The 21,947-nt window shown below is 46.3% G+C and carries 16 protein-coding genes and 1 riboswitch; all 16 genes read left to right on the forward strand.

Annotated features, from left to right (window positions below; genetic code table 11):
• A partial coding sequence (locus AB5542_RS09760; protein ID WP_368243048.1) for a hypothetical protein occupies positions 1 to 353 on the forward strand: 353 nt, incomplete at its 5' end.
• A 289-nt stretch (positions 354 to 642) separates the two neighbouring features.
• Positions 643 to 3,297, forward strand: a complete 2,655-nt coding sequence (locus AB5542_RS09765; protein WP_288215289.1) for a zinc-dependent metalloprotease — start codon at positions 643 to 645, stop codon at positions 3,295 to 3,297.
• Between the two features lie 27 nt (positions 3,298 to 3,324).
• Positions 3,325 to 5,925: a zinc-dependent metalloprotease gene (locus AB5542_RS09770; protein WP_279039817.1), complete on the forward strand. Its 2,601-nt coding sequence runs from the start codon at positions 3,325 to 3,327 to the stop codon at positions 5,923 to 5,925.
• A gap of 224 nt (positions 5,926 to 6,149) precedes the next feature.
• Complete coding sequence (locus tag AB5542_RS09775) at positions 6,150 to 7,070, forward strand: ABC transporter ATP-binding protein (RefSeq protein ID WP_279039816.1); 921 nt, start codon at positions 6,150 to 6,152, stop codon at positions 7,068 to 7,070.
• A 21-nt stretch (positions 7,071 to 7,091) separates the two neighbouring features.
• Positions 7,092 to 9,386, forward strand: a complete 2,295-nt coding sequence (locus tag AB5542_RS09780; RefSeq protein ID WP_279039814.1) for a Gldg family protein — start codon at positions 7,092 to 7,094, stop codon at positions 9,384 to 9,386.
• 482 nt (positions 9,387 to 9,868) lie between these two features.
• The gene (locus AB5542_RS09785; RefSeq protein WP_279039812.1) at positions 9,869 to 11,947 is read left to right on the forward strand and encodes an alpha-L-fucosidase; all 2,079 of its coding nucleotides are present in this window, start codon (positions 9,869 to 9,871) and stop codon (positions 11,945 to 11,947) included.
• A 12-nt stretch (positions 11,948 to 11,959) separates the two neighbouring features.
• The gene (locus AB5542_RS09790) at positions 11,960 to 12,280 is read left to right on the forward strand and encodes a 50S ribosome-binding protein YggL (RefSeq protein WP_118305505.1); all 321 of its coding nucleotides are present in this window, start codon (positions 11,960 to 11,962) and stop codon (positions 12,278 to 12,280) included.
• 213 nt (positions 12,281 to 12,493) lie between these two features.
• Positions 12,494 to 14,530, forward strand: coding sequence for a M13 family metallopeptidase (locus tag AB5542_RS09795; protein ID WP_279039810.1), 2,037 nt, complete (start codon positions 12,494 to 12,496; stop codon positions 14,528 to 14,530).
• 361 nt (positions 14,531 to 14,891) lie between these two features.
• Complete coding sequence (locus AB5542_RS09800; RefSeq protein ID WP_118305507.1) at positions 14,892 to 15,632, forward strand: DUF169 domain-containing protein; 741 nt, start codon at positions 14,892 to 14,894, stop codon at positions 15,630 to 15,632.
• Positions 15,632 to 15,958: a hypothetical protein gene (locus AB5542_RS09805; protein ID WP_279039794.1), complete on the forward strand. Its 327-nt coding sequence runs from the start codon at positions 15,632 to 15,634 to the stop codon at positions 15,956 to 15,958. Before AB5542_RS09800 ends, AB5542_RS09805 begins: the two co-directional genes overlap by 1 nt.
• Positions 15,959 to 15,960: 2 nt before the next feature.
• Positions 15,961 to 16,635: an ATP-binding cassette domain-containing protein gene (locus AB5542_RS09810; RefSeq protein WP_279039793.1), complete on the forward strand. Its 675-nt coding sequence runs from the start codon at positions 15,961 to 15,963 to the stop codon at positions 16,633 to 16,635.
• Positions 16,616 to 17,926, forward strand: a complete 1,311-nt coding sequence (locus AB5542_RS09815) for a MutS-related protein (RefSeq protein WP_279039792.1) — start codon at positions 16,616 to 16,618, stop codon at positions 17,924 to 17,926. Before AB5542_RS09810 ends, AB5542_RS09815 begins: the two co-directional genes overlap by 20 nt.
• Before the next feature lie 83 nt (positions 17,927 to 18,009).
• Positions 18,010 to 18,131: riboswitch (FMN riboswitch) on the forward strand.
• Between the two features lie 93 nt (positions 18,132 to 18,224).
• A complete protein-coding gene (gene ribD / locus AB5542_RS09820) occupies positions 18,225 to 19,331 on the forward strand; it encodes a bifunctional diaminohydroxyphosphoribosylaminopyrimidine deaminase/5-amino-6-(5-phosphoribosylamino)uracil reductase RibD (protein ID WP_279039791.1) in 1,107 nt (368 codons plus the stop codon).
• An 82-nt stretch (positions 19,332 to 19,413) separates the two neighbouring features.
• Positions 19,414 to 20,061 carry a riboflavin synthase gene (locus tag AB5542_RS09825; protein ID WP_087420755.1) on the forward strand — a complete coding sequence of 216 codons (648 nt, stop codon included), beginning with the start codon at positions 19,414 to 19,416 and terminating at the stop codon, positions 20,059 to 20,061.
• Positions 20,062 to 20,124: 63 nt separating this feature from the next.
• Positions 20,125 to 21,378, forward strand: coding sequence for a bifunctional 3,4-dihydroxy-2-butanone-4-phosphate synthase/GTP cyclohydrolase II (locus tag AB5542_RS09830; RefSeq protein ID WP_270543841.1), 1,254 nt, complete (start codon positions 20,125 to 20,127; stop codon positions 21,376 to 21,378).
• Between the two features lie 11 nt (positions 21,379 to 21,389).
• Positions 21,390 to 21,851 (forward strand): 6,7-dimethyl-8-ribityllumazine synthase, encoded by a 462-nt coding sequence (gene ribE, locus AB5542_RS09835; protein WP_027202226.1) that lies wholly within the window; start codon positions 21,390 to 21,392, stop codon positions 21,849 to 21,851.
• Positions 21,852 to 21,947: the final 96 nt, after the last annotated feature.

Here is a 21,947-nt window from a genome sequence, read left to right on the forward strand (position 1 = left end):
GTGTTATCTCTGACAATACGGTATATTTCCGGATTCGCCCTAGTTCTTATCTTTTCATGGGTGAAGGCAGTAAGTTGTACTTCTATGATGTGAACACGAAGAGCGTAAAGCTATTCACGGATTATACAAGCGGTAATATCGTGGAAATATTGCAGGATGCAAATGCCGGAGAAATCGGTGTGGCACTGGATGATGGAAATTTCTATATCTATAAATTGAGCACGGAAGTGTTGGCGGATGCGAATCCGGGTGAGAAAGGGCTGTTATTCCATGTTTCCGGTTTGGGACGGATTGTAGATATTGAATGGAAATGGGGAGGCTCTTATAATTGGGCGTTCAAGCGTTACGAGTAAAAGTTTTCTTAGGCTTGAGTGTTATGTTTTCTTGAAAAGAGGCTGGCTGAAAAGTCCTTTTTTAAACTCCCTCCCCCCTTCGGGGTACTCCCTCTATAAACAGAGGGAGAGCTAAGTTACTCACCATCTTTGGGAAGAGTTACAGCTCCTCCTCTGTTTATAGAGGAGGTGGCCGAAGGCCGGAGGAGTTTTTAAACAACAAGTAGGATTTTGAGGATGTCCTCTTGGGAAAACCATGTCAAAAGTGAAGGGTGTGTAGCTATTATATGTAAATTAAAATGAGAAGATTATGAGAAGATTATCAGTGAGTTTTTTCTTCATCGTGCTGTTCCTATTTACCTGTGGCGTGCAGGACGGGTTCGCTCGGAAAAAGAAAAAAGGCGTGAAAGAGGTGGAAAAAGAGACACCTTATCAGAAATTATTCAAAGGCAAGACCTGCGAAACGGTAAAAGGATTACTGACTATTCATAAGATGGATGGGAAAGTATATTTTGAGATTCCCCGGAATCTGTTGGAGAAAGATATGTTATTAGGATCAACGATTTCCGAAACAACCAATAATTTGTTCGGGAGCGTGGGAGAGAAACCGACCGATCCCTTGTGCGTGCAGTTTACACAGACGGATTCGATCATTAGTCTGCGGCAAGTGAATCATGGTTACACGACGGAGTTGGCAAACGTGGCACAACGGATTCGGGAGAGTATGAAACCTGCCGTGATGTACAATAGCGGAATATTGGCCTATAACCCGGATAGCACGGCAGTAGTTGTTGAGATGACTGAATTCTTCTTGCGGGATGACGAGCAGTTGACTCCTTTTTCTGCATACGCTCCGGCAACTTGGGGCGGGAGATGGATCGTGAAAGAGTTTAAAAAGGATAATTCCCAGTTGGGTAGGATAAAAGCGTTTGAGGATAACGTGAGTGTACAGACGTCTTTGAGTTACGAGGTCAATCTGCGGGACGGGAGGTATTATTACATCTATAAACTTCCGTTCACCTCTTTGATGACACGCAGTTTTATCCTCTTGCCGGAGGAACCGATGCGTCCCCGGATGGCGGACCCCCGTATCGGGATATTTTATCAGGGAGTGGCGGATTTTCGGAATGGGGATTCCGGATTGAAGAATATATATTATGCTCAACGCTGGCGGTTGGAGCCGTCGGATGAAACGGCTTTTCGGATGGGGCGGCTTGTGGAACCCAAGAAACCGATTGTTTTTTACGTGGATAATGCTTTTCCGGAAAGCTGGAAAAAGTATATCAAGGCCGGGGTAGAGGAGTGGAAGGATGCGTTCGAGAAGATCGGTTTTAAGAAGGCAATCGTGGCACGGGATTTCCCGGTGGATGATCCGGAATTTGACCCGGATAACATGAAGTATTCTTGCGTGCGTTATTCTCCTTCACAGGTGGCGAATGCCATGGGGCCTTCGTGGACGGACCCGAGGACCGGGGAGATTCTGAATGCCTCTGTTTATTTGTATCACAATTTGATCCAGTTGGTGCATGATTGGCGCTTCCTGCAGACTTCTCCGGCAGACCCGGAGGCCCGTAAGGTAATTCTGGATGAGGACGTGTTGGGGGATTGTATCCGTTACGTGGTGTCCCATGAGGTGGGGCATTGTTTGGCGTTGATGCATAATATGTCCGGTTCCGCGGCGATCCCGACAGACTCGTTGCGTTCGCCTTCGTTTACTCAAAAATACGGGACGACGTATTCGATCATGGATTATGCCCGGAATAATTATGTCGCTCAACCGGGGGACAAGGAACGAGGAGTGAAACTGACCCCGCCTAAATTGGGTTTGTACGATTATTTCACGATTCAATGGCTATATACCCCTCTGTTAGATGCCAAAAGTTCGAAAGAGGAAGTTCCTACATTAAGTCGTTGGATTACGGAAAAGTCGGGAGATCCGGTTTATCGTTACGGGAAACAACAGATCTCGTCAAGACTGGACCCCAGTTCGGTAGAGGAAGATTTGGGTGACGATGCGGTTAAATCGGCTACTTACGGGGTGAAGAATTTAAAGTACGTGTTGGCGAATATGGGCGACTGGGTGGCACGGGATGATCCGGACTACACGTTCCAGCAGAATATGTACAATGAAATCGTGTTCCAGTACGTGCGTTACGTGAATCACGTGTTGCTGAATATCGGGGGAATATATTTGAACGAGCGGTATGATGGGGATGAATTGCCGAGTTACGCGGTAGTTCCGAAAGAGAGGCAGAGACAAGCAGTCGATTTCCTGTTGGGACAAATGAAAGACTTGGAATGGTTGAATGCTCCCGATATGCAGCAAAAATTGCCCCTGATGAGTAATATCTCGACCGAGTTGGAAGAGAAAATATTCGGGGCGTTATTATCCCGGAGATGGGCGGTAGCTTTGAGTGCGGTGAAGGATGATAATAAGGATACCTATTCCACGAGAGAGTTTTTGACACACGTGCAGGACTTCGCTTTTGCTCCTACCCGTCAGGGAAAGACGCTGACCACGCAAGATAAAAAGATGCAGATGGAGATTTTAAGGCAGATGCTACTCTTCACGGACTTGGGGAAAAAGGGGATGTCCGGGGATCCGTTGTCGCTGGCTGACGGGTGCAAGATGATCGAGGTGCCGGAGCAAGTGAAGTTGATGAGCCGGGAGCGGTATGGCGAGTTGCCGTTGGAAGTGCTGGGAGGTTTTTCGAACGTGGAGGCGGTACAGCCTTGCGCTGAGGCCCCCGTGACAAAGTTGCCATTGAATATGTCGGAAAGACAAGGTTTCGGCTATTGGGTGAACGTGAATTCCAATATGGTGGTCGAACCGTTGGATCATCTGTATTTCGATATGTTGAAACGGATTCAGGTGTTACTAAAGAGCAAGGCAAATACGGGATCAGAGGATACCCGCCAGCACTATCGGTTGTTGTTGTACAAGATAGAACAAGCATTGAAATAGGTTTGATTTTCTAATACGCGAAAGGATATGAGAAATATATTATATATCTGTTTTCTTTCTTTTTTCCTGTTCGGTTGGGGTGTACAAGGACAAGCGAAGAAAAAGGATAAGGAGAAGAAAGAGACATTGACAGCTTACCAGAAATTATTCAAGGGCAAGCAGGTGAAAACGGCTCATGGACTGATGACGGTTCACAAGATCGGGGATAAAGTGCTGGTTGAGTTCCCGATAAAGTTGTTGGGCAAAGATATGATGCTGACCTCTTCCATCGAGAATATCAGTGATAATGGGGAAGGAGTGGTCGGACAGTTTGCCGGATATGGCTTGCCGTTCTGTTTTACCCGTTTGGATTCGACCTTGCAGGCCCGGATATTCTTAATCGATAAACCTCTGAATAATAGTTTGGAGACAAATTGGAACGAGGCTATCGAGCGATCGAATGCCGGGGGAGTGTATGGCACGTTTAAAATAAAGGCTTATACCCCGGATAGCACGGCAGTTGTGGTGGATATGACTCCTTTATTCATGGAGTATTCCCCGTACACGACCCCGTTTACGGCTATCGGGGGAAATTCTTTCTTTGGACTGATTTCCCGGGAGCATGAATATAAAAAGGAGTGTTCAATGTTGAAAGACGTTGACGCTTTCGATAACAATATCATGGTGACGTGTGAGCTGGGATTTATCGAAAACCAGTATCTGTTCGGGGCTTTTAAGGTGATTCCCGGGGACGTGAAAGTTTCCGTGACGACGAATAAGATGTTGATGCTGTTACCGGAAGAACCCATGCGTCCCCGCTTGGCCGATCCCCGTTTGGGAGTCTCTTTCATGGAGGTTTCGCAGGTCGAGAATGACCGGAAGGGGTTGAAATCTACATTTTACACGAAACGTTGGCGGGTGGAACCGGTAGATGAGGCCGCTCATCGCCGGGGAGAAATGGTCGAGGTGAAGAAACCGATTGTGTTTTACATGGACACGCTGATGCCCAAGGAGTGGCAGCCTTACATTAAAGAGGGGATCGAGGCGTGGAATGAGGCTTTCGAGAAGATAGGTTTTAAGGATGTGGTACGGGTGATGGATTTCCCGAAAGATGATCCGGATTTTAATGCCAACAATATAAAGTATTCCACGATCAGGTATGCCCCGTTGTGGCTTGATATGCAGAATTCGATGCACGTGGACCCTCGTACGGGGGAGATCCTGAATGCCTCTCTTTATATTTATGACGGGTTGGTGTCCGGCTTGAAGACAAATCGGATGTTGACGACGATGGCGACTGATCCGAGTGTCCGGACAACTCGTTTCTCCGAGGAGATGATCGGGGAGCTGATCCGTGTGGAGATTATGCGGGAGGCGGGAATTAATCTGGGTCTGGTGTATAATGCGGGAGCGTCAGCCGTGTATCCGGTTGATTCGTTACGTTCTCCGTCTTTTACCCGGGAGCATGGTTTGAGTCCTTCCGTGATGGATTACGTACCGTGTAATTATATTGCCCAGCCGGGGGACGTGGAAAAGGGTGTAAGAATGGTTCCCGGGGGATTGGGAGAATACGATTATTACGTGATCAGATGGTTGTATGAACCGATTCCGACAGTCATTACGGCGAAGGATGAATTTGCGACCTTGGATCGTTGGATTCGGGAGGGACGGACAAATCCGAAGTATCGTTTCGGGAAAGTGCCTTATTACTACTATGATCCCCGTTGTTTTACCGGAGACTTGGGAGATGATCATTTGAAGGCTTTGGCGTATGCCGTGAATAATTTGAAGATAGCGGTTCGGAATTTCTATGACTGGTATGCCGAGGGGGATGAAGACCTGAGCTTGAGAAGTCAGTTGTATAACTCGTTACGTGGTCAGTTGCAAAAGCGGATCAACGATGTGTCGGTGAATCTGGGTGGTTTTTACCAGATGGAGGCTTTCTCCACGGAGGAGGAGCCGAGTTACGTGGTTGTACCCGGGGCGATACAGAAAGCGGCCGTGAAATGTATGATCGATATGGCGAAAGACCTTGCTTGGTTGGAAAACAAGGCGATTGAGAAGAAGTTGGAGATTCGAAACTCCAATGTGGACCAAATTCGGAGTTTTATCCTGGGGACTTTAACGTTCCGGTTGAAGTACGTGGCTCTTGGGGCTGAGAAGGGCGGGGATTATTCGTTAGTCGAGTATGTCGAGGATATTTACAGGAACGTGTGGGACGGGACGTTGAAAAATCGTCCTTTGGAGAAGTACGAGATGGATTTGCAGAAGGAGTTCTTGGGTAGCGTGGTGGCATCCTCCACGATCGCGACAACGGCGGGTAATTTTACTCCGAGAAGGGGGATTGCTATGGCTGGTCATGAAGGGGCGATTGTACCGGAGACGATTGATCGCAAGCAGTTAGATTTGATACGAGAACAACTTGCTGTTTTGCCGGAGAAAGGGATGAGTCCGGAAGAACGGAGTGGGTTTTATCCCACGATGCAGGTGGTGATGCCGGGTGATTATATCCCGGTGAATTACTATTTCGATATGTTGTTCAAGATTCAGGACTTGTTGAAAGGAGCAGTGACGAAGAGTTCCGGGGAAACAAAATTGCATTACGAGTATTTGCTGTATAAGATTAATAAGATGTTAGCTAACAAGTAAAAGAAGAGGGGGCTGAAAAGTTGTTTTTTAACTCCCTCCCCCCTTCGGGGTGCTCCCTCTATAAACAGAGGGAGAGCTAAAATACTCTCTATCTTCGGGAAGAGTCACCAGCTCCTCCTCTGTTTATAGAGGAGGTGGCCGAAGGCCGGAGGAGTTTTTTGAAATTAAATGACTTTCGGGCAGCCCCGTGGTTTGTGTGTATTGTATGAATTTAAAATAAATGTATGGAAGAATCTATTGTAAAAGTGGAGCATTTATCTCATCGTTACAGTATTCAATGGGCGATTCGGGATATTAATATTGAAATTACGCGAAATGGCATTTACGGGTTACTAGGCTCCAACGGGGCAGGAAAGTCAACCACGATGAACATTATTTGTGGCGTGTTGAAACAGACGGAGGGGGAGGTGTATATTAAGGGAATTAATTTACGGGAGAATCCGGTAGAGGCCAAAAAGCATTTGGGCTTTTTACCGCAGAAACCGCCCCTGCATATGGATTTGACGGTGGAGGAGTATTTGGTGCATTGTGCCAATATGCGGCTAATTCCCGCTCATGAGGTTCAAGGGGCCGTGAAAGACGTGATGGGGCGTTGTGGAATTTCCCATTTCAGTCGGCGATTGATCCGGAACTTGTCGGGAGGGTACCAGCAGCGATTGGGTATAGCGCAGGCCATCATTCATAATCCGGATTTCGTGGTGTTGGATGAGCCGACAAACGGGCTTGACCCGAATCAGATCGTGGAGATCCGGGAACTGATCCGGGAGATCGCGGTGGACCGAACCGTGATTCTATCCACGCATATCCTTTCTGAAGTGCAGGCGACTTGTGATTATATCCGGATGATCGAGGAAGGGCAAGTGGTCTTTGCCGGTACGGTGGATGAGTTTGATAATTATATTGTTCCCAATACGTTATTTGTGTCGTTAATAGCCGCACCACCGGTAGAGATGATCCGGGAAATTCCGGGTGTGGTTGCCGTGGAAGAACTGGGCGGATCGAAGTTCCGGATTCAGTTTTCGGATGCGCTGGAAGCAACGGAACGTTTGGTCGAGGCCAGCGTGACGAAAGGGTGGCGGTTAGTCGAAATCCGTCAGGAAAAGAGCTCCTTGGATGAGATTTTTGCTGAATTATCAAAGAAATAATGACTAAAAACAGATAACGAGATGAAGACAATATATAAAATAGCCCGCACGGAGTTACAAACCTTGTTTTACTCTCCGATTGCGTGGTTGATTCTGGTGATATTTACCTTTCAAGCGAGTATGGCGTTCACGAACGGCTTGGCGGGTAACGTGAGAAGTCAGGAATTGGGGTACGGGCTTTACAACGTGACGATGGGCGTCTTTGCCGGATGGCGGGGGATGTTTATTGCGATGCAGCAATACTTGTATCTTTATATTCCGTTGTTGACCATGGGGTTGATGAGCCGGGAATTGAGTAGCGGATCGATCAAGTTGCTGTACTCTTCCCCGGTTACCAATACGCAGATTATTTTGGGAAAATATCTTTCTATGATGATATACAACTTGGTGTTGATGTGTATTCTGGCCGTGTACCTTGTATTTGCCGCTATTACTATAAAATCGGCAGACGTTCCCTTGATTCTTTCCGGTATGCTCGGGCTTTACTTGCTCGTGTGCGCGTACGCCGCGATCGGGTTATTCATGTCGAGCATTACTTCCTATCAGGTCGTGGCAGCCATGGGAACCTTGGCGGTGTTGGCGGTGCTGAACTTCGTGGGGGATATGTGGCAGGATATTGATTTCGTGCGTGATATAACGTATTGGCTGGCGATTAACGGTAGGGCGCAGGAGTTTATTAACGGTTTGATTTGTAGCGAGGATGTACTCTACTTTGTGATCGTGGTGGCGTTGTTTCTTTTCCTTTCAATTATCCGCTTGCAGTCCCGGAGGCAGAAGACGACGTGGATGACGACCGTCGGGAAATACGGGAGTGTTATCGTGATTGCGATGTTGTTGGGATATATGACTTCCCGGCCGAAGCTGATGTGTTTTTATGACACGACAGCCACGAAACAACGGACGCTGACTCCTAATAGTCAGAGTATCGTGGCCCGGATGGATGGGGGATTGACGATGACAACTTTCGTGAATATATTGGAGGAGAACTATTGGGCCGGATTGCCCCGTAGCGTGAACGATGATCTGCGACGTTTCAAGATGTACACCCGGTTTAAGCCGGAAATCAAAATGAAATACGTCTATTATTACGATAAGGCGAAGAATCCGGAACTGGATAAGGCTTATCCCAATTTGTCCGACCGGGAGAGAATGTTGAAACGGGCTGAAATCTGGAATTTGGATTCCAATATGTTTATGCGCCCGGAAGAGGTGAGAAAGATCGCTGACCTCGGGCCGGAAGGGAATCGTTTCGTGCGGTTGCTGGAACGGGATAACGGGGAGAAGACATTTTTGCGAATATTCGATGATATTCAGCGTTTTCCCTTTGAGACGGAAATCTCTGCCGCCTTCAAGCGGTTGGTGATGGAATTGCCTCTTGTCGGTTTCGTGAAAGGGCACGGGGAAAGGGATTGTATTCGGGAAGGAGACCGGGACTACAATCGTTTCGCTCAAGATAAACCGTTCCGCTATTCTTTGGTTAATCAAGGTTTTGACTTTACAGAAGTGACATTGGATAAGCCGATCCCGGAACAGGTGGATATTATCGTGATCGCGGACATGAGAACCCCGATGACTGCGGATGAACAAGCAAATCTGGATGCTTATATCGCCCGCGGGGGGAATCTGTTGATCGCCGGGGAACCTCGTCGTCAGGAGTTTATGAACCCGTTGGTGGAATCTTTCGGTGTGCGGTTTATGCCGGGGCGCTTGGTGAAGAAGAGCGAGCATTTCCAGCCCGATTTTATTATCGCCACGCCGACCAAGGAGGCCGGAGAGTTTTCCTATATTTTCAACCAGATGATTCGCCGGGAATACGTGGTGACCATGCCGGGTACGACAGGATTGGAGTGCTTTGAGGATAAAGGATTTGCTATCACGCCTTTGTTCGTGAGTGACACGATCGACAGTTGGAATGAATTGGAAACGGTTGACTTTTTAGATGATACGGTTTCTCTTAATCCTTCGATTGGAGAAGTTGAGCGTTCGTATGTCACGGCTTTGGCGATGTCCCGTCCGATGGGAGGGAAAGAACAACGCATTATTATCTTGGGTGATGCGGATTGCCTGAGTAACGGGGAAATCAGTATCGGGCGTAAGGATGTTGCCGCGGCAAACTACTCTTTAATATCCGGTTCTTTCTTCTGGTTATCCAATGAAGAGGTGCCGATTGACGTGCGCCGTCCTACCCCGCCTGATAATAAAGTGTACGTGAGCATGGATTGGATGTATTTCTGGAAAGTGGTACTCATGGGTGTTTGGCCCGGCCTGTTAGCTTTCTGGGCGATCTTTATATGGATTAGGAGACGAGGGCGATAAATAGAAGTGAAAATTTAGTGGGGATGTCCAAAAAGTCATTTTTTAACTCCCTCCCCCCTTCGGGGTATTGAGCCTGCAAGCAGTCTCGAATCGGCTCTCGCTCGACAGACAACGAGTAAACTCTCTGTCTGTTCTCGCTTACTCGCCGATTTCCCTCTATAAACAGAGGGAGAGCTGAAATGCTCTCTGTATTCGAGGATAGTCACCAGCTCCTCCTCTGTTTATAGAGGAGGTGGCACGAAGTGACGGAGGAGTTTTTTGAAATAAAATGACTTTTTGGGCAACCCCGTGAGTTTTCCTGTTGTGTTGGGATATCCCGGTTCTTTCCGGGGTATCCCTTAATTTTTTACTATTAATTTTATGTCATAAATTGAGTCGGATCGTGAATAATTTGTAGGTTAATGGGCTTTAAAAACATCAATAAATGCTATATTTACGACCTCTATTTTGTGTAAAGTGTTTAAATTGTAAAAGTGTTTATTATGTTATTACGCGGATGTTTAGTTATTTTGTTGTTAGGCGTGCAATTCGCTTTTGGACAACAGAAACCCAATCCGGATTGGGTGAATCAGAAGTTTTCCATGTTTATTCACTGGGGATTGTATTCGGAGTTGGGGGGAGTTTGGAAGGGACAACCGGTTCGTGCCGGGTATAGCGAGCAGATACAGTCTTTTGCCAAGATCCCGAAGGCGGAGTACGAGGCGGTGGCGAAAGAATTTGATCCGGAGAAATGGAATGCCGATTCCGTGGTGGCTTTGGCAAAGGCGGCGGGGATGAAGTCCATCGTGTTCACGTCAAAGCATCATGACGGTTTTTGTATGTATCATTCCAAGTATACGAAGTATAATATCGTGGATGCAACTCCTTTCAAGCGGGACGTGATGAAAGAATTGTCGGATGCTTGCCGTCGGCAGGGGGTGAAGTTTGCGGTTTATTATTCATTGATTGATTGGAATTTCCCCGGAAATGGCATTACCCCTCATAATGCGGATGCTATCTCGAAGGAACACCATGCGTTCAGTATGCATCAAGTGGAAGAGATCATGACGAATTACGGTCCGATTTCTGAAATTTGGTTTGACATGGGGTCTTTGAGCGGGCAGCAGAGTAAAGAGTTGTATGACCTTGTGAGTCGTCTACAACCGCAGTGTATGGTGAGTGGGCGTTTGGGAAATGACCGGGGAGACTTTGCCGTGATGGCGGATAATGCTTACCCGGATTATAAAATTGGAGTGCCTTGGCAGACACCGGCCTCGTTTTTCGACGAGACATGGAGTTATCGCTCTTGGCAGGAACGGGGAAGTTTGGATAAAAAGATTGATGAGAAGTTACGTAGTTTAGTGAAAGTGGTAAGCCGTGGCGGTAATTTTTTATTGAACATTGGTCCGAGGGGGGATGGTTCCGTGGTAGAATTCGAACGGGATGCTTTATTAGCAATGGGGAAATGGATGAAACGTTACGGGGAAGGAATTTATAATACGACAGCTAATCCTTTTGATCATGCTGTTGAATGGGGGGATATTACTTGTAAGGGGAGTAATCTCTACTTGTTTGTTGAGAAGATCCCGGCTAACCGGGAGATTATTTTGAACGGGTTGATCGGGAAAGCGAAAAAAGCAAGTTTGTTAGTTGACGGGAAGGCCTTGAACTTGAAACAGGATGGGCAATCCGTGTCGGTAAATATTCCCGGGGATGTGAAACCGGATCGGGGCATGATCGTGGTGAAACTGGAATTTGCCGGAGCCTTCCGGGTTGTTCCCGACCAGATACTTGAAACGAGTGAATTGTCGGCTGTGAATGCAATTCCCGTGTATGCTTATTCCAGTATGGATTATTATTCCAGTTTCCGGAGTACGGTTGGGTTTAGCTGGCATTTCAGAAAATCCGGAAAGACCATTACCCCGATAATTGTTTACACGGCTGGAGAGCAGGGAAAAGAACTCCGTTTGGTCATTGACGGGAAAGAGCAGGATGTGACTTTGGTTGGCGGGGAGGTACAAAAGTTGAATAACCACCCGGAGGGGATCACGTGGGGTAAGGTGTATATGTTCGATCCTCAAGAGGAACGCTTTAATGGTACGATTCTTGATCCGAAAGTGAATGCGGCAGCTTGGCGTTTGTGGGATGATTTTAAACCGGGAAAAGCCTTAAATATCCCAATGCAGGAGAAACAGTCGGTGCATATATTACACGAATTAACGAGTGATCGGGAGCAGGATGTACTGGTTGAATTAGGGGTTGCCGACGGGGTGCAGGTAGCCTTGAATGGTAAGGATGTGTTGTTGCGTACGTATGTTGGCGGAGTACCCCGGACAAATGAGGTGATAAAACTACATTTGAAGAAGGGAAATAATCAGTTGGTCGTAAAGTTACACAATCGTTACGGGACAGAAGTAACCTATTTGATGAATCCGAACGTGAAACAAGAAGAGTATAAACTTCGTTTGAAATCAATGAAGCTTTACTCCGGGGAAATTCATGATTGCAGTCTTGGAATGGCTCATCCTGCCAACAAGAATAGCGATATGGGATTACGGGATATACGAGTAGAATTGGAATAATAAAATATAGATATGAAAAAGAGATTACGTAAGAAATTACATAGAGGAGAGTTCCGGGAACTGGGATTTTCTTTTGATGCCAAATTCAAGGCAGATACGGAAATGCAAGTGGTTGAAGCATGGTTGCAGGAGTTGGCAAGTTTGTTGAATTCTCATTCTTTGGAAATGGGGGGAGGTTGGAATTCCAATGTTTGTGGGGGATTCATTACCCGTGAACGGGGTAGTGTTACTCCGGAAGAACAGGACATCGTGCGGAAATGGTTTGATGAACACGGGCAGAATTTGGAATCCATTACTGTCGGAGAATTGAAAGATGCCTGGTACGGGTGGTAAAAAAACACCGATCAGTTTTCATTTCATTATAAAATATTATATTTTTGTCTGCGCTTGGGGCTGTAAATACAGCCCCAAGTTTGTAAGGTTCTCGTGGGTTGTTTATGCTCAACTTCTTTTCAGGGTTAACATGAATCGTGTATGTGATTTTATTGGTTGAAAGAACTTTACGGGTATTTTCCGTTATGGCGAGATGACTAGAAAACTGATTATATGAGAACAAAATTTTATTTACCTTTTATTGCTTTAGCATTGATAGCTACAAGTTGCAATAGTAAAAAAGAGGCGACCCAGGAAAGTGGAATCCGCCTTGCGAATCTGGATCAGACGATTAATCCGAGAAATGATTTTTACCAGTATGCCTGTGGAGGCTGGATGAAAGCTAACTCGCTCACGGATGAGTATTCAAGTTTCGGTTCATTCGATCAATTGGCCGAAAATAATCGTACCCAGATCAAAGGATTGATCGAGGAACTGGCTAAACAACAATCTCAGCCGGGCAGTATCACCCAGAAAATCGGGGATTTGTATAATATCGCCATGGATAGTGCTAAATTGAATGCGGACGGGGTTGCCCCGATTAAAGAATACTTGGATAAATTGGCGGCAATCAAAGATAGAAATGGTTTATCTCAGGAGATAGCAACTATGCACCGGGATGGTTTCGGACCTTTCTTCGGTTTGTACGTGGGGGCTGACGACATGAACAGTTCTATGAACATTGCCCAGTTGTATCAAGGAGGTTTAAGCTTGGGGGAACGTGAATATTATTTGGATGGTGATGACCATACGAAGGAAATTCGCACGAAGTTTGAAGAACACGTGGGCAAGATGTTCCAATTGGCCGGGTTTACCGCGGAAGAAGCCCAAAAAGCCGCAAAGAATGTGATGACAGTCGAGACTCGTTTGGCTGAAGCTTCTAAGTCTGCCGTGGAATTGCGTGACCCGTACGCGAATTACAATAAAATTACAGTGGCACAATTGAAGAAAGAAGTTCCGTCAATAGATTGGGATGCTTATTTCACGACGATCGGGTTGAAAGATTTGCAGGATGTGAACGTGGGACAAATGGATGAGATCAAAACGGTTGCCGACTTATTGAAAAAAGAAGATTTGGATGTATTGAAGGCTTATTTACAGTGGAATGTGATTAATACGGCATCTTCTTATTTGAGTGATAACTTTGTTGCACAGAACTTTGATTTTTATGGAAGAACTCTTTCCGGAACGAAAGAAATGCAACCTCGATGGAAACGTGCTGTTAGCGCTGTGAATGGTGTGCTGGGAGAGGCTGTCGGACAAATGTATACCGAAAAATATTTCCCTGCCGCGGCTAAAGAGCGTATGATTAAGTTGGTTGGAAACTTGCAGAAAGCTTTAGGAGAACGGATTCAAGGATTGGAATGGATGAGTGAAGAGACGAAAGCGAAAGCTTTGGAAAAATTGGCCGCATTTCATGTAAAAGTGGGTTATCCTGATAAATGGAGAGATTATTCCAATCTGGAAATAAAGAATGATTCTTACTGGGCGAATATTATTCGTTCCAATCATTTCGATCATGATAAAATGATTGCCAAGGCAGGTAAACCGGTTGATAAGGACGAATGGTTGATGACCCCGCAAACTGTAAATGCTTATTACAATCCGACGACGAACGAAATTTGTTTCCCGGCAGCTATTCTTCAATACCCGTTCTTTGACATGAATGCGGATGATGCTTGTAATTATGGTGCTATTGGAGTTGTTATCGGTCATGAAATGACTCATGGTTTTGATGATCAAGGGCGTCAATATGATAAGGATGGAAACTTGAAAGACTGGTGGACTCCGGAGGATGCCAAGAACTTCAAGGAAAGAGCCCAAGTGTTAGTAGACTATTTTGGAAATATAGAGGTGTTACCGGGCTTGAAAGCGAATGGAGAACTGACGTTAGGTGAGAATATCGCTGACCATGGTGGTTTACAAGTGTCATTCCTAGCATTACAGAAAGCGATGGCTGAAAAACCGCTTGGAAAAGACGAGCATGGTTTCACCCCGGAACAACGTTTCTTCTTGTCATACGCCAATGTTTGGGCAGAAAACACCCGTGATGAACAAATCCGTTTGCAAACGAAATCCGATCCTCACTCTTTGGGACGGTGGCGTGTGAATGCGGCGCTTCCTCACATCAGTATGTGGTATGATGCGTTTGGCGTGAAAGAGGGAGATGCATTGTATTTGCCGGTTGAGAAAAGAGCTTCTATTTGGTAATAGGTTAGTTTTTATGATATTGATTCCCCGGGTTGGCCATGCTGATCCGGGGAATGTTTTATAGGGGTATCTCGCCTGTATTACAGTATACTTGCGTCGGTGTCTCGTTAGTAGGTTAACGATAGGTTAACGAAAGGTCAACGATAGGTTAACGGTGTGGACTATCAATTTATGGGCGATATTTTCTTCATACATCATGTATATATACAGGAGACATCAAGGAGAGTACGGCGAGATTACTAAGCGTGTCTAAAGAAGGTATAAATCGGGAAGGGGCTAGGAACTAGGATTGTTACCTGCATAGATTTGTTTTTAACCAAAAAATAATTTATATTTGCTTGATACTAAAATTAAAAGGGTTATGGACATAGTTAAGCGAGATCAGTTTATTGCTCTTTGGAAGAAATATTTCAATGATGCGGAACTTCCTGTTGCATTTTATTATTCAAAGGAAAATAATAACGCCACGATCGTGAAGAAGGCGATGGGGCATACTTGTATCATAGCCCAGCTTGGGCGGGTTCGTAAAGGTGAATCGCTTTGTTTCTTACCGGATTCAGTGGGATGTGGCGGGGGAAAGTTTTACCTGGGATTCAGTAAAAGTATGAGGGAGGGATTCGAATATTTCCTGTCTCACGGGGAAAACACGCCTCACTGCGAGCGCTATAAACGAACCCCGGAACAGGTGAATGCTTTTTTGAAAACAGTCCATGAACTTCCGAGAAAAGGCGATTGCCTAGTGTTTAAACGTTGGGATCACTTGACGGAGCAAGACGAGCCGGAGGCTGTGTTTTTCTTTGCCCCGGCGGATGTTATCTCGGGGCTTTTCACGTTAGCCGGTTTTGACAGTTCGAAACAGGAGGCGGTAATCTCTCCTTTCGGGGCCGGCTGTACCTCTATTATTTACTATCCTTACCGGGAACAAATAGAGGGTACGAAAAGAGCGGTGCTTGGGATGTTCGACCCGTCGGCAAGGTTATGTACGGGTAGTAATCTATTGTCTTTTGCCGTGCCGATCTCGAAATTCATGGAGATGATTGACCAGATGGAGGAGAGTTTCCTGATCACGAATACGTGGAAGATGATGCAAAAACGGATGTGATGGACGTGAAACGGGGAGCCCGGTTATGCGTCTCGTTTTACGAGATGTTCGCGGCTTCCGCTCTTGCCGTGTCCTTTGCCTGCGGGCTGATTATGTTCATTTACCGGATGAAATCACCGGCCGTGGTGGCGGTGATCGTTGTGGCTACCTTTTGGTTCAAGGTAGCCACGATGGTATTCATCCGGTTTACTACAAAACGGAAATCAGGACGTTTTTTCTATTATTACAAGAACGTGGGGATGTCGATCCGGTGGCTTTGGGGTATGACTTTGGGGTTTGATTTCCTGACGTACGTGGTCTGTATGTTAATCGCTTATCAATTGTAATCATGCATACGCTTGATGTAAGTAATCTCCACCTGGAATACGGGTTTAAGCGTGTCCTGTGGGATACTTGCCTGCACTGTGAAACGGGGCAGGTCGTCGGTATCCTTGGCCGGAACGGGGGTGGAAAAAGTTGTCTGATGCAAGTTATTTACGGGGAGTTGAGGTTGAAGGATCAATATGTGGCTATCGACGGAAGGGCCTTGTTGACAAGAGAAAGGCGCCCGGAGGATATGCGTTATCTTTTGCAACAGAGTTTCGTGCTACCGGGGTTGTCTGTAAAACAGGTGTTTGATGATTTCGGGGTGGCGTTCGAGAGTTTCGTGGAGGACTTTCCCGATTTTGTAGGGACAGCCCGAAAGCGGATGAAGACTTTTTCCACGGGGGAGCGAAGGATGATTGAGGTGTACGCGGTTCTGGCCTCGGATTCGAAATTTTGTTTGTTGGATGAGCCGTTCTCTTTTATGATGCCCCTGCACGTGCAGAAAATGAAAGAGGTGATCCGGCGGGAAAAGAAACGGAAAGGGATTGTAATTACCGATCACTATTTCGATGACGTGATAGATATTAGTGACGAGTTATTTATATTGAGAAGTGGTAAGACCTGGCGGGTCAATGGACGTGAGGATCTCGAATTGTTAGGATATATAAGGAATACAGATGGAATTCAAGATAGATGAACAGACGTTGAACGATCTGGAGTTGTTCAATCAGGCTTTGGACGGGAAAAGTATTTTCTCTTGTTTCAATACCGCTTGCTCTGACGGGGGTAAGGCTTGTATAAGAAAGATGTTAGAAAGGCCGTTGACAGATGTCAATAAAATTCGGGGTCGAGTAGAGGCGATTCGCTATCTGGGGCAATTGCCGTTCTTTTTGGATATTCGTCGGGAAGAATTGAGTTTTATCGAGGTTTACCTGCAACAGGAGGATGTGCCTCAACGCAATATGTATCATTTAACGAGTCGGGCGGTGAAAGGATGGTTGAAACCGGATAACGATTGTTATCTGCGCCAACGTGCAGTCCCGTATCTTGGGCGGCTTATCCGTGAGTTGGGGACTTTTATGGACGAGTTGCCAGCGGGGAGAGTGCCGGAGATGGTAAGGGATATGCAACAGAGGGTGAAAGAAACGCTTGCCCGTGAAGGGATGCAATACTTGGTGAACCAGAAAAAAGATTCTTTTTGGACACGAGAAAGCTTGGATCTTTATTTTCGGGGGAAAGAACTTGATGGGGTTCGTGTTGTGCTGGATACCTTGTATATGCTGGATGCTTTACGATCGTTGGGGATTATGACTAAAGGGGAGGAGTTGACGTTTCCGATTTTCACGGAAAGTGGGAGAGCGGTGAGGATCGAGGGATTGTATCACTTGTTTTTGAAAAATCCGGTGAAGAATGATGTTTTGCTTGACGAATGGCAGCATCTATGTTTCCTGACAGGGCCGAACATGGCGGGAAAATCAACTTGCATGAAGGCTTTCGGGGTGGCGGTTTATCTGGCTCATTGCGGCTTTCCCGTACCGGCAGGTCGGATGGAATTGTCCGTGTTTAAAGGGTTATTTACCACGATTAATTTGTCGGATAATCTGTCATTGGGATACAGTCATTATTATAATGAGGTTGCCCGGGTAAAATATATCGTGGAACAGGTGCGGGATTTACAGGAAGTGGTGGTGGTTTTTGATGAACTATTCCGGGGAACTAACGTGAAGGATGCGTATGATGCCTCTTGTGCGGTAATTGGTGGATTGGCCCGGTTGGAATATGGGGTGTTTATGATTTCCACGCATATTGTCGAGGTGGCGGAATTTTTGAAACCGTTTCCTTCGGTATGTTTCCGTTTCTTTGAAATAGACATGACAACGGAAGAACCCCGTTACACCTATCGTTTGCGGGAAGGAGTTTCCGACGAACGGATCGGGATGTATATTTTGAAGAAAGCGGGGGTGGTGGATTTGATAGAATCATTATGAACAAGTGAATACAGAAAAAAATCATGAATTATTCTTTACTTGTTTGTTATCATTAGAATTATTTCTATTTTTGCGTTTGTAAAATGTTTCTTCGGGGCAGGGTGCAACTCCCTACCGGCGGTTATAGTCCGCGACTCCCTTTCGAGGGACTGATTCAGTGAAATTCTGAAACCGACGGTTAAAGTCCGGATGATAGAGGAGATATTTAGTTGTAATTGATATTATATTAATACAATATAAATCTATGCCCCGAATGTGTATGCATTCGGGGCATTTTTGTTTAAAGGAGGTTTTGAACATGGTGAGACAGGAAGACATTGAATATATGCGACGGGCGATAGAGCTTGCCGAACGGGGAGTAGGATTCACGAATCCGAATCCGATGGTGGGAGCCGTGATCGTGAAGGGAGGAAAGGTGATCGGGGAAGGATGGCACGAGAGATGCGGAGAATGGCACGCGGAGAGGAACGCTTTCAAGAATTGTACGTTTCCCGCGGAGGGTGCCACGATGTACGTGACGTTGGAACCTTGTTGCCATTATGGAAAGACCCCGCCTTGCACGGAGGCCATTATTGAACATGGGATTGCCCGGGTGGTGGTCGGGATGGAAGATCCGAACCCGTTGGTGGCTGGGAAAGGTATTGCCTTGTTAAGAGAGGCTGGGATAGAGGTGGTTTGCGGGGTCGAGGAAGAGGCTTTGCGGGAACAGAATCGAGTATTTTTGAAATATATATCGACAAAGTTGCCTTGGGTGGCAATGAAGACTGCGATGACGTTGGACGGGAAGATCGCGACCCGGACGGGAGATTCGAAATGGATCACGGGAGCGGAAGCGCGAGCTTACGTGCATGAATTGCGGCATCGTTTTATGGCTATATTAGTGGGAATCGGGACGGCCGTGGCGGACGATCCTTTATTGAATTGCCGGATTGAGGGGCGTGGTGTCAGACAGCCGATACGAGTGGTGGTAGATAGTAATGCCCGTTTGTCTTTGGATAGCCAGCTCGTGAAAACGGCCGGAGAGTATCGTACCATCGTGGCTCATACCCGTTTTGCTCCGGAAGAGAGAGTGAAAGCTTTGCGAGAGACGGGTGTGGAGATGTTACTTTGCAAGGAGAAGGAAGGACTTGTGGATGTCAGGAACTTGTTGGAATTGTTGGGGCAGTCCGGAATTGATTCCATTTTGTTAGAAGGAGGAGGAAGTTTGAATTACACGTTTTTGTCGGAGGGGCTTGCGGATGAATTGTATGCTTTTATTGCCCCGAAGATCGTGGGGGGAATGAATGCCAAGACTCCGGTAGAAGGTGCAGGGATGGAGAAAATGGCTGACGCTATTAACCTTGAATTGGAAAACGTACTGAACATCGGTCATGATGTCCTTTTAAAACTAAAAGTTAAAAACTAAAAGATAATAGATTTCGTGATTAAAAAAGTGAGGGCATTGAGCGAGGAAATCTAAAATCATAAATTGTAAATCTAAAATTAAGATGTTTACAGGTATAATCGAAGAAATAGGAACCATACGGGGTATCAAGCGGGGAAACCGGAGCGTGGTGCTGGAAGTGCAGGCAAAGAAGGTGTTGGAGGATTTGCACGTGGGGGATAGTATTGCCACGAACGGGGTTTGCCTGACCGTGATCTCTTTTGCTAACGGGAGTTTCTGTGCGGATGTGATGCCGGAGACGATGCAGCGTAGCAATTTAGGAGAGCTGCACGTTGGGGACCGGGTGAATCTGGAGAGGGCGTTGACGTTGAACGGGCGCTTGGGTGGACATATCGTGTCGGGTCATGTTGACGGGCTGGGGAAGATTGTTGGGAGAGAGAAAGACGAGAATGCCATTTGGATCATGATTTCAGCCCCGGCAGAGCTGTTGCGTTATATCGTGGATAAAGGTTCTATCACGATTGACGGGATAAGCCTAACGGTCGTGGCCGTGACGGATACGGGGTTTACGGTTTCTATTATTCCGCACACGCAGGATGAAACGACGTTAGTGAAGAAAAAGATTGGTGACGTGGTGAACCTTGAAAATGACGTGATTGCCAAATACGTGGAGAAGTTAATGCGTCCGACAGCCCCGGCAGAGCCGAAAGGCGGGTTGACGTTGGATTTTTTGCTGGCGAATGGATTTTAGAAAGTTAAAAGATAAAAACTAAAAGATAAAAGTTTAAGGAGATAAATTTAGGAGTATTGAGATATGGAAGAATTTAAATTTAGTACGATTGAAGAGGCTGTTGCAGATTTGAGAGCCGGAAAGATGATTATCGCCGTGGATGACCCGGATCGGGAGAACGAGGGAGATTTGATTTGTGCGGCCGAGTTTGCCACGTTGGAGAACGTGAACTTCATGGCTTCTTATGCTAAAGGATTGATTTGTATGCCGATGAGCAAGGCTTTGACCACGAAGTTAGGGTTGGAACAGATGGTTGCCACGAACACGGATAACCATTGCACGGCGTTTACGGTGTCAATCGATCACGTGGACACGACCACGGGTATTTCCGCGTTGGAGCGTTCCGTGACCGCGATGAAAGCGGTAGAGGATAATGCGAAACCGGAAGATTTCCGTCGTCCGGGACATATGTTCCCGTTGGAGGCAAAGAAGGGGGGCGTGCTGGAGCGTATGGGACACACGGAGGCCACGGTGGACTTGATGCGAATTGCCGGGTTGAAAGAGTGTGGCTTGTGTTGCGAGATTATGCGGGAGGATGGAACGATGATGCGTACACCGGAGTTGAAGGAGTTTGCTAAAGCGCATGGAATGAAAATGATCACGGTGGCCGATTTGATCACCTATCGTCGGAAAACAGAGATATTGATCGAACGGGTAACCGAGGCTGATATGCCAACAAAATACGGGGACTTCAAAGCCTACGGGTATGTGAACAAGATTAACGGGGAACATCATATCGCTTTAGTGAAAGGTGACGTGACAGACGGGGAACCTGTATTGTGCCGGGTACATTCGGAGTGTTTGACGGGAGACGTGTTCGGTTCTTTGCGTTGTGATTGTGGAGACCAGCTGGCCGAAGCCATGCGTCGGATCGGAGAGAGAGGTCGGGGAGTGTTGTTGTATATGCGTCAGGAAGGCCGGGGTATCGGTTTGATTAATAAATTGAAGGCTTATCACCTGCAAGACGAGGGAATGGATACCGTGGAGGCGAATATCGCTCTTGGGTTTAAGGCCGACTTGCGTGAATACGGTACTGGGGCAGAGATTTTGGCAGATCTGGGTGTGAAGAAAATGATATTGATGACGAATAACCCGTTAAAAATTAATGGTTTGACCGGATACGGTATTGAAATCGTGGGACGTGAGCCGATTGAAATGACTTGTAACGAGAAGAACGAGTTTTATATGTACACGAAGTACAAGAAGATGGGACACATGATCCACGTGCGTCAACGGGAAGAGATCGAGAAATTGAAAGAAGGATTAGAAAACAAATAAATATAAAGACTATGAATTTACTGGAAGGGAAATTATTGGCAGAAGGCCAACGAATTGGTATCGTTGCGGGACGTTTTAACGAGTTTATCACGAGTAAATTGTTGGGTGGAGCGTTGGATGCTTTCAAACGTCATGGCGGAGATGAGGCAAATATTGACTTGGCTTGGGTTCCGGGTGCTTTTGAAATTCCGTTAGTGGCTAAGAAGATGGCCGAGACGAAAAAGTATGATGCCGTTGTTTGCTTGGGTGCCGTGATTCGTGGGGCAACTCCTCATTTCGATATGGTGGCTAACGAGGCAACCAAAGGGATTGCTAATGTCGGGCTGCAAACGGGAACCCCGATTATCTTCGGTGTCCTGACTACCGACACGATCGAACAAGCTGTTGAAAGAGCCGGAACAAAAGCCGGAAATAAAGGTTTCGAGGCGGTAACTACGGCTATCGAAATGATTAATTTGTTGAAACAGATTTGATTTTTATAAATTGGAAAGATGTTACCGTCTCGGATTTAATCCGAGACGGTTTTTAGTTTATTTCAATGATGATCTATCAAACTTCTAATATATATA

It is taken from the genome of Butyricimonas sp. RTP31003st1_G1_RTP31003_210430 (genome assembly GCF_040920905.1).
Lineage (GTDB): Bacteria > Bacteroidota > Bacteroidia > Bacteroidales > Marinifilaceae > Butyricimonas > Butyricimonas paravirosa.

Coding starts and splice junctions, on each gene's coding strand:
- AB5542_RS09765 (WP_288215289.1), top strand. CDS start 643: ATGAGAAGATTATCAGTGAGTTTTTTCTTCATCGTGCTGTTCCTATTT.
- AB5542_RS09770 (WP_279039817.1), top strand. CDS start 3,325: ATGAGAAATATATTATATATCTGTTTTCTTTCTTTTTTCCTGTTCGGT.
- AB5542_RS09775 (WP_279039816.1), top strand. CDS start 6,150: ATGGAAGAATCTATTGTAAAAGTGGAGCATTTATCTCATCGTTACAGT.
- AB5542_RS09780 (WP_279039814.1), top strand. CDS start 7,092: ATGAAGACAATATATAAAATAGCCCGCACGGAGTTACAAACCTTGTTT.
- AB5542_RS09785 (WP_279039812.1), top strand. CDS start 9,869: ATGTTATTACGCGGATGTTTAGTTATTTTGTTGTTAGGCGTGCAATTC.
- AB5542_RS09790 (WP_118305505.1), top strand. CDS start 11,960: ATGAAAAAGAGATTACGTAAGAAATTACATAGAGGAGAGTTCCGGGAA.
- AB5542_RS09795 (WP_279039810.1), top strand. CDS start 12,494: ATGAGAACAAAATTTTATTTACCTTTTATTGCTTTAGCATTGATAGCT.
- AB5542_RS09800 (WP_118305507.1), top strand. CDS start 14,892: ATGGACATAGTTAAGCGAGATCAGTTTATTGCTCTTTGGAAGAAATAT.
- AB5542_RS09805 (WP_279039794.1), top strand. CDS start 15,632: ATGGACGTGAAACGGGGAGCCCGGTTATGCGTCTCGTTTTACGAGATG.
- AB5542_RS09810 (WP_279039793.1), top strand. CDS start 15,961: ATGCATACGCTTGATGTAAGTAATCTCCACCTGGAATACGGGTTTAAG.
- AB5542_RS09815 (WP_279039792.1), top strand. CDS start 16,616: ATGGAATTCAAGATAGATGAACAGACGTTGAACGATCTGGAGTTGTTC.
- ribD (WP_279039791.1), top strand. CDS start 18,225: ATGGTGAGACAGGAAGACATTGAATATATGCGACGGGCGATAGAGCTT.
- AB5542_RS09825 (WP_087420755.1), top strand. CDS start 19,414: ATGTTTACAGGTATAATCGAAGAAATAGGAACCATACGGGGTATCAAG.
- AB5542_RS09830 (WP_270543841.1), top strand. CDS start 20,125: ATGGAAGAATTTAAATTTAGTACGATTGAAGAGGCTGTTGCAGATTTG.
- ribE (WP_027202226.1), top strand. CDS start 21,390: ATGAATTTACTGGAAGGGAAATTATTGGCAGAAGGCCAACGAATTGGT.